The sequence below is a fragment of the Streptomyces sp. 11-1-2 genome (genome assembly GCF_003595545.1).
Classification (GTDB): Bacteria; Actinomycetota; Actinomycetes; order Streptomycetales; family Streptomycetaceae; genus Streptomyces; species Streptomyces hygroscopicus_B.
In genome coordinates this window covers 6582010-6594783 of record NZ_CP022545.1, presented here as the reverse complement: position 1 = coordinate 6594783, position 12774 = coordinate 6582010, and the positions used below count along the sequence as shown (strand labels likewise).

8 protein-coding genes are annotated in these 12774 nt (G+C 72.3%); 2 read left to right on the top strand and 6 right to left on the bottom strand.

The features are described 5' to 3' along the window. Positions 1-41 precede the first annotated feature (41 nt). Positions 42-953: an SDR family oxidoreductase gene (locus CGL27_RS28230; RefSeq protein ID WP_078642981.1), complete on the bottom strand. Its 912-nt coding sequence runs from the start codon at positions 951-953 to the stop codon at positions 42-44. Between the two features lie 110 nt (positions 954-1063). Between CGL27_RS28230 and CGL27_RS28225 the strand changes: the two genes are divergently transcribed. Continuing rightward, a complete protein-coding gene (locus CGL27_RS28225; RefSeq protein ID WP_119990819.1) occupies positions 1064-1990 on the top strand; it encodes a cyclase family protein in 927 nt (308 codons plus the stop codon). 372 nt (positions 1991-2362) lie between these two features. Here CGL27_RS28225 and CGL27_RS52295 read toward each other — a convergent pair whose 3' ends face one another. The 3 genes from CGL27_RS52295 to CGL27_RS28210 all read right to left on the bottom strand — a co-directional run bounded on the left by CGL27_RS52295 (position 2363) and on the right by CGL27_RS28210 (position 5577). Beyond that, complete coding sequence (locus CGL27_RS52295; RefSeq protein WP_078642979.1) at positions 2363-2935, bottom strand: ATP-binding protein; 573 nt, start codon at positions 2933-2935, stop codon at positions 2363-2365. A gap of 465 nt (positions 2936-3400) precedes the next feature. Then, complete coding sequence (locus CGL27_RS28215) at positions 3401-4405, bottom strand: acyl-CoA dehydrogenase family protein (protein ID WP_119990817.1); 1005 nt, start codon at positions 4403-4405, stop codon at positions 3401-3403. Positions 4406-4413: 8 nt separating this feature from the next. Continuing rightward, on the bottom strand, positions 4414-5577 hold the full coding sequence (locus CGL27_RS28210; RefSeq protein ID WP_078642978.1) for an acyl-CoA dehydrogenase family protein: 1164 nt from the start codon (positions 5575-5577) through the stop codon (positions 4414-4416). A 228-nt stretch (positions 5578-5805) separates the two neighbouring features. Between CGL27_RS28210 and CGL27_RS28205 the strand changes: the two genes are divergently transcribed. Continuing rightward, entirely contained in the window at positions 5806-7485 is a 1680-nt protein-coding gene (locus CGL27_RS28205) for an AMP-binding protein (protein WP_119990815.1), read from the top strand. Between the two features lie 168 nt (positions 7486-7653). Here the strand turns inward: CGL27_RS28205 and CGL27_RS28200 are convergent, their stop codons facing one another. After that, positions 7654-10485 carry a protein kinase gene (locus CGL27_RS28200; RefSeq protein ID WP_119990813.1) on the bottom strand — a complete coding sequence of 944 codons (2832 nt, stop codon included), beginning with the start codon at positions 10483-10485 and terminating at the stop codon, positions 7654-7656. Positions 10486-10643: 158 nt separating this feature from the next. After that, positions 10644-12650 (bottom strand): serine/threonine-protein kinase, encoded by a 2007-nt coding sequence (locus tag CGL27_RS28195; protein ID WP_119990811.1) that lies wholly within the window; start codon positions 12648-12650, stop codon positions 10644-10646. Positions 12651-12774 lie beyond the last annotated feature (124 nt).

The window sequence follows — 12774 nt, the reverse complement described above, 5'->3', positions numbered from 1 at the left end:
CGGCGCTGCGGTGTTCCCTGCAAGCCCTGCCGTTGTCGCGGTCAGGCGTTGGGGCGTTGGCCGGTGGCGGCCGCCTGGGCCATGGCCTCCAGCTGGGCCAGCATCGGCATGGGGTCGGTGCCGACCGTGCCCGGGAGGAAGTCGGCGATCTTGTCCGGGGTCCAGGCGCCCTCGGTGTATCCGGCGCGCAGCTCACGAGGTTGAGCCCAGACCGCGATCTTTGGGCCCGCGATCGTATAGACCTGCCCGGTGATCCGCTCCGCGCGGGCGCGTTCGCTCAGCAGATAGACGACCAGGGCCGCCACGTCCTCCGGCTCACCGATCTCCTTGAGCTCCATCGGCACGTTGGCGGACATCCGGGTGCGGGCGACCGGTGCGACGCAGTTCGCCGTGACGCCGTACTTGTGCAGCCCCAGCGCGGCGCTGCGCACCAGGGAGATGATCCCGCCCTTGGCGGAGGCGTAGTTGGCCTGGGCGACGCTGCCCTGGTGGTTGCCGCTGGTGAAGCCGATCAGGGTGCCGGAGCGCTGGCGGCGCATCACCGCCGACGCCGCCCGGAAGACCGTGAAGGTGCCCTTGAGATGGGTGGCGACGACCGGGTCCCACTCCTCCTCGGACATGTTGAAGAGCATCCGCTCGCGCAGAATCCCCGCGACGCAGACGACCCCGTCCAGCCGTCCGTACTGGTCGAGCGCGGTGTCCACGATCCGCTGGCCACCGGCCATGGTCGAGACGTCGTCGGCGACCGCGACCGCCTCACCGCCCGATGCCACGATTTCCTTGACCACGGCCTCGGCGACCTCGCTGCTCGGTTCGCCGCCCTCGATCGAGACCCCGTAGTCGTTGACGACCACCTGTGCGCCTTCGGCCGCGCAGGCCAGAGCCACCGCTCGCCCGATACCGCGTCCGGCCCCGGTGACGGCGACCACCTTGCCGTCCAAGAAGTTGCCCACGTCGCGTCCCCTCCCGGCGTTTCTGACGGTCCGTTAGATTTTTGAGCAGACGCGGCCCGAGTACAAGCCCTCGCGCACAAACGTCGACCGGGAACGACGAAGGAGACGCCATGCCGCTGCCAGCCGAGTTCCACGAGATCGCCAAGCGCGTCAACAACTGGGGCCGCTGGGGGACGGCCGACGAGATCGGCACGCTCAACCTGATCACCGATGCCGTGATCCGGGAGGCCGCCGCGACGATACGGACCGGACGTCGCATCCCGCTCGCGGTGCCGCTGCGGCAGGACGGCATCCAGACCGGAATGATCCCCGGGCGAATCAACCCGCTGCATACGATGATCGCGGTCAACTTCGAGATGTTCGGCCCTGGCACCGTGGCGACCAGCGACGACGCCGTGACGATGGGGCTCCAGGCCGGTACCCACTGGGACGGGCTGACCCACGTCTCGCACTCCGGCAGGATCTACAACGGCCGCCCCGCCGACTCCATCACCCCCCATGACCGCTCCGCCTTCAGTGGTATCGAGAAGGCGGGACCTCTCGTCTCGCGCGGGGTGCTCCTCGATGTGGCGCGGGCCCGGGCCGCCGAGCGGCTGCCCGAGGGGCATACGGTCACCCCCGAAGACCTCGACGCCGCCGAGGAGCTGGCCGGGACGACGGTGCGCCCCGGTGATATCGCCCTCGTCCGCACCGGGCAGATCCAGCGGTATCTGGCGGGCGAGAAGGAGGCATACGCCTACCCCTCACCGGGCCTCTCCCTGCGCACACCGGAGTGGTTCCATGCCCGCGATGTGGCGGCGGTCGCCAATGACACCTTGACCTTCGAGGTCTTCCCACCGGAGATCGAGGACCTCTGGATGCCGGTCCACGCCCTCGACCTGGTCGAGATGGGCATGCTCCAGGGCCAGAACTGGAATCTGGAGGAACTCTCCGATGCCTGTGCCGAGGAGGGGCGTTACGCCTTTCTGCTGTCGGCCCCGCCCGAGCCGTTCGTCGGCGGCACGGGCGCACCTGTCGCCCCCGTGGCGATCCTCTGACGCCCATTCCCCTGGCGCCCGATCCCTCCGACGTCTTGACTCCCTCGACGCCTTGGCGCCTTGGCGCCTTGACGCCTTGACGCCTTGACGCCTTGGCGCCTTGGCGCCTCCAATGCGCGCACCGGGCGGCGCGCGTCGCCCAGGAGGGGACGGCGGGTCGCTGTTCTCGGGCGGCGGTGCGCTCATGCGCGCCCCGAGCACGGCACCGCGCACCGCCACCCGGCTCCCGACACTGAGCCCTGGTTCAGCAGCGGGGGCGCGACCCGCACTCGCCAAGGAACGTCACCGTGAACACAGGGCTCACAGAGACACCACAGCCCTCGGCGTCCCCTCGCGACGAATCGCTGGCCCTAGGGTGATCAACCGAACACGTCACGTCAACACCTGGTCTGGACTTTGCCTGGTTCGCCCCATGTGTGACGGCGCATGAGAGGCCGCTCGCCTCATGGAAAGCGGCTCCTCGCCCTTCGCGCGGTCGATTTCACACCAGATCCGCTTGCCGGAGCCCTCCGGCTGCCAGCCCCATCGGTCGGCGAGACCGTCGACCAGCTCCAAACCGCGCCCATGAGTGTCCTCCTCATCGGCACAGCGCTGGCGCGGCGCGCGGTCGCTGACGTCGGCGACCTCGACCCGGACCGTTCCCAGACCCGCGCCCCGGCTCACGAACGGCCCTGGGACCCCGCCCCCACCGACACCGCCACCGTTCCCGCCGCCGCCCCCGCCGCCCATCGACTGGGCAGGGAAGAGCATCCGCAGCACGGCCGGACAGCCGGTGTGCACCACGGCGTTGGTGACGAGTTCGGAAATGAGCAGAATCAACGTCTCAGCGAGCGGCTCGTCGGCTCCGATCCCTGATCCGACGAGCCGCGAACGGGCCCACCTACGGGCACGGCTCACCTCCGCCGGATCGGGCCGGACCTCCATCTGCGCCTGAAGCACCTGCACTGCTCACACCATCCGAACCGGCACACACATCGCCTTGTACCTCCAAGAGGTCACGGACCGTGACGTTCCCCCAGCTAGCGCTGGGAGACTTGCGCGACAGCATGGTTGACGTACAGTCACCCCAACAAGCGCTTCGGTCATATTCCAGCGCCAAGGAGTATGCGTGGGGCATACTGTGCGACACACGTCCTGAGGACTCGAACACCGAAGCTCAGGCGTCGCATACCCTGTCCGAGCGGGGCACGTCGGCATGCCCGGAATCGCCCCATGGGCAACGCCGGGCTTCTTGCACCCCATAAGCGCTCGCACCCCACGGAGAGTACCCGAGCCCGGGCCCGACTCCCCCCTGTGACGAGTCACGCCTAGGAAACAACCTGGTATCAACGCTCGGTCACCTCAGACACTCTGGGGATCTCCCCAGAGAATGCGACATCCCGACAATTCAGGCGTATCCATCGAGCTCGGCTACAAACATGTTTCAACGGTCGACACGAGCCCGGCCGCAAGTTCCTCCTCCGCCGCCGCCGCGCACTGCCACTGACCTGCCCGCACCCAGGCCCGCTTGAGATGCAGATGGACATCCGCCTCCCAGGTGAAGCCCATCCCGCCATGGACTTGTAGACAATCGCGGGCATTGTGGACAGCGGCCTCATCGGCGAGCAGCTTGGCGGCCGCGATGTCACCCGGGTCTTCTGTGACCGCTGCCGCATACACCACACTTCTGGATGATTCCGCGCGTACCAGCATCTGGGCGCACAGATGCTGTACGGCCTGGAAGGCGCCGATCGGCCGACCGAACTGGGTGCGCCGCTTGGCGTGGTCCACCGCGAGTTCGACCGTTCGGGAGGCGCTGCCGAGCTGTTGTGCCGCGGTCAGCAGCGCCGCCTCGCGGCGCAGCCGGGCGGCGATCCCCGAACGGCCCGGCCCCGCCTGGTCCTGCCGGGTTCGGGGCGGGGCCGTCCGGTGCAGCGGGGTGGCCGGGTCAACGGACCGTATCGGTTCCGCCGCACGCGCCACCTCCGCCGCCGGGATCAGCTCGACCGCCGTCGACCCCAGCGCCAGCACCGCGTCGGCGCAGGCCAGATGCTCCACCGGCGCCTGCGCACCCTCCTCGTCCAGCGCCGTCACCACCGTCTCGCCCTGAACAGCTCCCGCCGCCAAAGCCCCCGAAAGCCCCGCCGCCAGTTCCGTCGCGACCAGCGGCCCCGGCAGCAGCGCCCGGCCCGCCTCCTCGAAGGCCAGCACCGCCTCCGGCAGCCCCAGCCCCACCCCACCCGCCGACTCCGGCACCCGCAGCGCGAAAAGACCCGCCGCGCCCAGCTCCCGCCACAGGGCCCGGTCCAACTCCGCACCCCGCTCCGCGTCCCCGTCCACCACCGCCCGCAGCCGGGTCCGCGGAAAGCGCCGTTCCAGCAGCTCGCGCATCCCCGCCCGCAGCGCCCGCTGGTCGTCCGTGAGCTGGAAGTCCACGGCCCCGCTCACCGCCCCTTCGGCAGGCCGAGGATCCGCTCGGCCACGATGTTCCGCTGAATCTGCGAGGTCCCCGCCGCGATCGTGTACGAGAGCGACGAGAGCCGGTCCGCGACCCACTCCTGACCGGCGTCCAGCGCGTCCGGCCCCAGCACCTCGGCGGCCGCCTCGTACAGCTCCTGCCGCACCTGTGAGAAGCGCAGTTTGAAGACCGAGCCGCCGACGCCCGGCACCCCGCCGGTGCGCTGCGCCTCGCTCACATTCCACTGGGTGAGCCGCCACAGCGCCGCGCACTCCGCAGCGAGCCGCCCCAACCGGCGCCGCAGCACCGCGTCGTCCCAGCGTCCGTTGGCCTTCGCCGTCCGGGCCAGCGCCTCCAGCACCCGCCTGCAGGCGACCACTTCGCCCACGAAGGCCGTACCGCGCTCGAAGGAGAGGGTCACCATGGTCACCCGCCAGCCGTCGTTCTCCTCCCCGACCCGGTGGGTGACCGGCACCCGCACCTCGTCCAGGAACATCTCGGCGAACTCCGCCGTCCCGGCAAGGGTCCGCAGCGGCCGTACCGTCACCCCGGGCGCGTCCATCGGCATCGCAAGCCAGGTGATGCCCCGGTGCTTCGGCGTGTCGGCGTTTACCGGCGCGGTGCGCACCAATAGTTCGCACCAGTCGGCGATCTCGGCGTGCGAGGTCCAGATCTTGCTTCCGCTGACGACATACGTATCGCCGTCCCGTACCGCCCGGGTGCGCAGCGACGCCAGGTCGGAGCCGGCGTCCGGTTCGGAGAACCCCTGGCACCACACCTCGTCCCCGCGCAGGATCGGCGGCAGCCAGCGCGCCCGCTGCTCGGGGGTGCCCTCGGCGGCGATGGTGGGGCCCGCGTGCAGCAGTCCGACGAAACCCGCGCCCACATAGGGCGCGCCGGCCCGCTCGGTCTCCTCCAGAAAGATCAGATGTTGGGTGGGCGTCGCGCCCTGGCCGCCCGCGTCCTTGGGCCAGTGCAGCCCGGCGTACCCCGCGTCGTGGAGCATGCGCTGCCAGCCGCAGTCATAGGCGCGGCGGCCGGGCCAGTCGGCCGGATGCGGGCGGTCCGGCAGCATGGGCAGGGCGTCGGCGAGCCAGGCGCGCAGCCGGTGCCGGAAGTCCTCCTCGTCCTCCGTGAAGGCGAGATCCATCAGCGGCCGACCTCCCTTTCTGATGGCCCGTCAGGCAAGGCGGGCATCCGCAGGCTAGTCCGCACCCCCTGGACCGACAAGGCGCGCGGCCTTACGCTTCCAGCACTATCTGATGGTCCGTCAGCTACCGTCCGGGACGGGCCGGGTCGGGTCGGCGCGGTTCAGCTCCCGCGCCACGAGAACGCGATCGCCTCGAACGGTTCCGGAAGAGTTCCACGGGAGGCCGGGATGACCGACGTCGCGCACGACGCGCAAGAGCTCGGCAGCTCGGCGACGCTGTGGGAACTGCTCGAACGGCGCGCCGCGCTCACCCCCGACGCCCCCGCCCTGCTGCAGGCCGGCGCCTCCGCCCGCCATGACCGGCGGCTGACCTTCGGCGCCCTGCGCACCCGCGCCGAGCGGACCGCCGCCGGGCTGTACCGGATGGGGATAGGCCCCGGCAGCCGGGTCGCCTGGCAGTTGCCCACCCGGATCGAGACGGTCGTGCTGACCATGGCGCTCGCCCGCCTCGGCGCCATGCAGGCCCCGCTGATTCCCTACTACCGCGACCGCGAGGTGCGGTTCGCGCTCCGCGAGTCCGGGGCGCGGTTCTTCGCCGTGCCCGGCCCCTGGCGTGGCTTCGACCACACCGCGATGGCCCGGCGCCTGGCCGCCGAACTGCCCGAACCGCCACTGGTCTTCGAGGCGTACGACACCCTGCCGGTGGCCGACCCCAAGGCCCTGCGGCTGCCGCCACCGCCCACCGACGGGCGGGACGTCCGCTGGATCTACTGGACCTCGGGCACCACCTCCGACCCCAAGGGCGTGCTGCACACCGACCGCAGCCTCATCGCCGCCGGTGCCTGCCTCGCCCACGCGCTGCGGCTCGGCCCGGACGACGTGGGGTCCATGGCCTTCCCGTACGCCCATGTCGCCGGGCCGGACTACACCGTGATGCTGCTGCTGTACGGCTTCCCGGCCGTGCTGCTCGAGCACTTCTCCCTGCCGGAGTCGCTGCCCGCGTACCGGCGGCACGGGGTGACGGTCGCGGGCGGCAGCACCGCCTTCTACTCGATGTTCCTGGCCGAACAGCGCAAGGACCCCTCGCGCAGGCTCATCCCCACCCTGCGGCTCCTCGCGGGCGGCGGCGCGCCCAAACCGCCCGAGCTCTACTACGAGGTCGTACGGGAGCTGGGCTGCACGCTCACCCACGGCTACGGGATGACCGAAGTCCCCATGATCACCATGGGTGCGCCGGACGACACGGACGAGAACCTCGCCACCACCGAGGGCCGGCCGCCCCGGGAGATGGAGATCCGGGTGGTGGACGGGCAGGTGGGGCTGCGCGGCGAGGCGGTCTGCGCCGGATATCTGGACGACGCCGAGACCCGTAAGGCGTTCGACGCGGACGGCTTCTTCCTTACCGGCGACCTCGGCCATCTCACGGAGAGCGGCCATCTGGTGCTGACCGGCCGTGCCAAGGACATCATCATCCGTAAGGGTGAGAACATCTCGGCCAAGGAGATCGAGCAGCTGCTCTACCAGCACCCGGACGTGGGTGATGTGGCGGTGATCGGCCTGCCCGACCCGGACCGGGGCGAGCTGGTCTGCGCCGTCGTCGAGCAGCCGGCGGGGGCGGAGGCGCTGACGCTCGGCCGGGCGGTGTCGTATCTGCGCACGGCGGGGCTGTCGGTGCACAAACTGCCGGAGCGGCTCGAAGTGGTGGACGCCCTGCCCCGCAATGAGACGCTCCGTAAGGTGCTCAAGTACCGGCTGCGGGAGCGGTTCGCGGAGCACGGCGCCCCGGCGGCACGGGACGACGCCCAGGCGGCACGCGAAGAAGCCCGCGCCCGGCCCGGCGGATCGTCGTCGCGGGACGGTGCCCAGGCCCGGTCCGATCCGGCGGATTCGTCGCGGGACGGCTCCTGAGGCCTAGGGTCCTTCTGACGGATCTCCGTGGGCGAAGGAGCGGCGTCCGGTGCGTGCTCTCGGCGTGCCGCGCGGAGGCCCTCGTAGCGGAGCTACTTGGGTTTTCGCGCGGTGCGGCGAGCGGGCGTGCCGGGCGTCGCGACGCCGCGGAGATCCGCCAGAAGGGCCCTAGCCGTTGGTCGTGCTGTACGTGGCCGTGGCCTGCTCGAAGTAGCGGTTGACCGCGCTGCGCTCGTCGGACGGGCCGATGACCAGGACCACGTGGTAGCGGCCGTCGATCAGCATCGCGAGATTGCGCGCGTACACGTTCCGCCCGCTGCTGTCGCGCCAGCGGAACGAGCCCTCCGCCATCGCCGTCCGGCCGACGTCGATCCGCCGCAGCCCCGAGGACGAGGCCCAGGACGAGCCGCGGAAGGCGGACAGTTCGGCCTCGCGGTCCTGCTGGTACGCCATCGGGTCGCCGCCGAAGTCGGACATCTTGTCCCGTCCGGCCACGACCACCAGCTCGAAGTCGCCGCCGATGTAGCGGATCTGGCCGCGGCCGTTCTCGCCCCGGCGGGTCCAGTCCTCGTGGACGGCGACCTTGAAGCCCTTGGGGTCCTTGCGGACCGCGAAGCCCTTCGCCAGCCCGGCCGGGTCGGTGGACTGCGGCTCCTGGTCGCCGGGATCGGCCGGCTTTCCGGCCTCCCCCTCGTTGCCGTCGCCGTCTCCGGGGTCGTTCGGCGCCGCGCTCGGCGTACCGGCCGAACCCGTACGGCCCTGGCCGTCGTCGTCCTTGGCGCGCGGCATGAACATCATCGCGTAGACCACCGCCGCCGCCAGCGCCAGGAAGATCAGCAGCAACAGCATCCGCCCCAGCCTGCGCGGCTTGCGCTCTGCGGGCGCCGACGCCTGCCGGGTCTCCCGGGCCTCCCGAGGCTCTGTCTTCTCCCGGGGCGCCCGAGTTGCCCGAGTCTCCCGGGGCGCCCGAGCCTCCCGGGCCTCCCTCTTCTCCCGCTTGTCGCGCCGGTGCCGGGCGGGCCCGGCCGCCGCGTCGGCCGCCGCCGCGGGGCGGCGGCCCCGGCCCCTGCGCACCAGCCAGCCCCGCCGGCGGACGATCGGCAGCCGCCGGGGGTCGGACGCCCCGCCCGCGCCGAGCGACGGCACCGTGACCGTACTGCTGCCGACGTCCGGCTCGGGCGCCGACCGGATCAGGGACCGCAGCCAGCCGCGCAGCTCCTCGAAGTCCGGGCGCTCGGTGGGGTCCTGGCGCATCAGCGACTCGACGACGGGGCGCAGCGGACCGCATTCCTCCGCGTACGCGGGCGCTTCCCCGCAGACCATCTGCACCAGCTCGGCGGCGCTCTCCTCCGGGTACGGGGCATGGCCCTGGACCGCGCGGAACAGCAGCGCGCCGAGCGCCCACAGATCGGCGGCGGGGCCGACCGGGGGCGCCAGCCGCCAGTTCTCATGGACCGGTCCGGCCTGCTCGGGTGCCCACCGCTCGGTGACGGCGCCGACCACGACGATGCGGGCCTGGCGGGCCCGTTCGGCGGCGAGCGCGGTGGCGGGGCCGCCAGCGGCGGCTCCGCCGGTGTCCCAGGAGCCGCCGCCTTCGGAGGCGGCCGGCTGGTCGCTCTCCGCACGGTCCGGCTGACCGGGCCATCGGGCGCCGCCGGGCTCCGGCTCGGGCTCGGACGTGGCTGCGGGGGCGGGCTCGGGGGCCTGCGGGGAGCGGGTGGCCGCCTCGACGTTGGCCCGCGCGGCGGCTCGCGCGCCCGCCGCGTAGGCGGCGATGGCGCTGGCCCGCGCGGCCCGGGCGGCCGCGCTCGGCGCGTCGGCACCGGCGCCGCCCGGTTCGCCCTCCCTGCTTCCCGGCTGCCCCGCCCGGCGCGGCCCGGGCAGTCCGCCGGCGGCCCCCTTGTCCCGGTAGGGAGCCATGGGCCCGCCGGTCCCCGGACCGAACGTCACCTGATCCCGGTACCCCGGACCGCCGAGGCCGGGCCCCGAACTCGTCTCCGCCGCCCCGTGGTCGCCGTAAGGCGTCCGTGGCTCGGGCGGGCCCGTCTCCGTGCCGTGGCCGCCGTGCTCCCGGCCCTCGGTGTCGGGCCGCGAACCGGCCTCCGCCGGTTCATGGCCACCGTAAGGACCGCCCGGGGGCAGGAAACCTCCGGCGGCCCCCTGGTCGCGGTAGCGCGGGCCGCCGTTCGGCCGCGCCTCGCCGCCCTCTCCCGTTCGGGCCGCGGGGATGGCGGCGCGCCCTTCGTCTCCTCGCCCGGCCTGGCCCTGGGGCCGGTCCGGCTGATCGCCGGAGCCCGCCGGGCCCTGCGGCAAGGCGGCCGGGGGCTCATCCGGCCGGGGCTCCTCCACGGCGGGGTCGCCGGTCGAGGGCGAGGGCGCGGGCGCCGGAACGGGGTCGTAGCCGCACAGCGCCTCTTCCGCCGCGCCCGCCGCCAGCCCCATGAGCATCGCGCGGCCGTCGTCGCACAACAGCACCGTACGGGCGGTGATGTTGCGGTGGACCCAGCCATGGGCGTGCAGGGCGCCCAGCGCCGTAAGGACGTCGTTGGCGACCTCGGCGGCGCGGTGCGGGGACAGCGTGCCCTCGGCGAGCAGCGCGGCCAGCGGGCGGCCGGAGACCAGTTCGCTGACGATCCACAGGCTTCCGGCCTCCGCGAAGACATGGAAGACCTGGCCGAGTCGCGGATGGTCGGGGATCTGCGCCGCGGACGTCGCCGCCGCGATGGCGCGCCGGACGGCCGGATCACCGCCGCCCCGGGCCGTACGCCCGGTACCGGCGAACGTGCCGTTCCGCCCCGCGGACTCAGCGCCGCCGCCCCACCGCGCGCCCTCGTCGACGACTTCGGCGTCGACGACCTCCGGCAGCGGTATCTGCCGCAGATGGACTTCCTGTCCGCTGTAGGTGTCGAAGGCGCGGGTCTCGATGAGTTCGTACTCATCGGCGGGGGGAAGGGGCAGGCGATAGCGGTCGGCCAGCACCCGGCCCGCGTACTCCTCCACGACGCCTCCCCAAGCGCGCGATCAACGCCGCCCTCATCAGCGATCAGCGCAGCATGAAACCGTCAAATGCGGTCGTTTTTGGGCGGGTTCCAGCGGCTGCGCACAGTCTAGGGCCTCTCACAATACGTGCCCGAACGACGCTTCGCCGACAGGAGTGTTCAGTCCGTAATCTTGAAGGTGTTAAAGGCGGTCTCGCGGAGGGTGACGCACTCCTTGTCGTCCCACTTGCTCGCCTCGCAGGTGATCAGTATGGCGAAGCCATGGCTGCCGTCCGCCTTGAAGCCGCGGTTGAGCACCCGGACCCGCTTGCCGTCCTGATCGCGCTCGAACTCCCAGTCCGCGACGGTCGGATAGCCGTTCCAGTCGATCGACTTGATGCCGAGGCCCTTGTAGCCGGCCATGGTGCGCCGGGCGTTGTCCTCGCCCTTGCGCCAGTCCGCCTCCGCGTCCGACCTCGGCGCGTTGGTGAAGTCGATCTGAATACGCGGAATGCTGGACCCGCCGTAGTACTTACGGCTTCCGGCATAGCTTCCGGAGTGGACCGACCAGCCCTTCGGCATGGCCATGCTGAACGGGAAGTCGGCGGACTTCACGGTCTGGTACCCGTCGGGCAGGCCGCCCTTACCGCCGCCGCCCTTGCCCTTACCGCTGTCGTCGCCGCTTCCGCCACGGCCCTTGCCCGAGCTGTCGTCCGAGCTCTCGGAGGCGTCCTTGCCCGGCTGCGAACCCGACTTTCCGCCGGAGTTCCCCGCCTTCGGCGACTCGCCCTCCGACTGGCCGGCCTTGTCGGCGCCCTGGTCGTCCTTGGCGCCGCCCGAGGCCCCCGCGGAGGTGGACTTGTCGCCGCCCGAGGCACCCTTGGCCTTGTCGCCACCGTCCCCGCCGTTACTCAAGACGACGGCGAGCACAGTGCCCACGATGGCGAGCACCACGACCACCGCGATGATGATCAGCGTGCGCCTGGGGACCACATCGGTGATCGAGGCGCGCGGCGGTGCGGCGGGCCGCGGGGCGGGCGCGCCCGCGGGCGTCGCGGCGGCCGGCTCGGCCTTCGCCGCCGCGCCGGACTTCTTCGCGCCGGACTTCGCGGCCCCGGCCTTCGCGGCCCCGGACGCGCCGGACTTCACCGCCGGCTCCGCCGCGCCCCCGGTGTCCGCCTTCTTCATGGCCGCCCCGGCCGTCGCGTTGCGCACGGCCTTCAGCGCACCGCGCCTGCGCTCCGAGACGACCGACTCCTTGGCCCCGGCGGCGGCCTCGTCCTCCGCCGACGGGGCGGGCGGCAGGCTCATCGTGCGGGTCGCGTCGGCGGGGACCTTGGTCTCCTCGGGGGCGCTCACCGCGTGTTCCAGCAGCGCCCGCGCCCCGGCGTCGTCGAGCCGCAGGGCCGGGTCCTTGGTGAGCAGGCCGTAGATGACCTCCTCCAGCGGGCCCGCGTTCTTCGGCGGCTCCACCGGCTCGGTCATCACGGCGGTCAATGTCGCTATGGCCGTGCTCTTGTCGTACGGCGGCACACCCTCCACCGCCGCGTACAGCAGCCCGCCCAGCGACCACAGGTCGGCCGGCGGACCCGGCTTCTGGCCGCGGGCCCGCTCCGGGGAGATGTAGGAGGGCGCGCCGACGAGCATGCCGGTCGAGGTCACCGACGGGTCGCCCTCGACCTGGGCGATACCGAAGTCGGTGAGGACGACCCGGCCGTCGTCCGAGATCAGCACGTTGGAGGGCTTCACATCGCGGTGCAGGATGCCCGCCTGGTGGGCGGCGCGCAGCACATCGAGGACGGCGAGCCCGACCTCGGCGGCGCGCCGCGGGGTCAGCGGGCCGTCGTCACGGACGGCATCGGCGAGCGAACGCCCCTCGATGAGCTCCATGACGATCCACGGGCGGTCGTCCTCGTCGACCACGTCATAGACGGTGACGGCGCCGTTGCTGCGGATCCGGGCGATCGCCTTCGCCTCGCGCAGCGTGCGGGTGATGAGCCGTCTCTTCTCGTCCTCCTCCACGCTGGACGGGAAGCGCAGCTCCTTGACCGCGACCGTACGGCCGAGGGTCTGATCACTCGCACGCCAGACCGTGCCCATGCCGCCCTGACCGAGGATCTCCCCGAGCCGGTACCGCCCGGCGAGGAGGCGCCCAGTCGAACCCTGCGTCTTCTCAGCCTCCGACATGCGACCCCTCTGCGAATCTACCCACCCTGAACCCACCCTGGGAGAGCGTCCATTGTCTCTCATCCGCGGACCCGGAACCGCCCGGGGTCCGGGGCGCGGCGTGGCGGCCACCGCGGTACCTGCG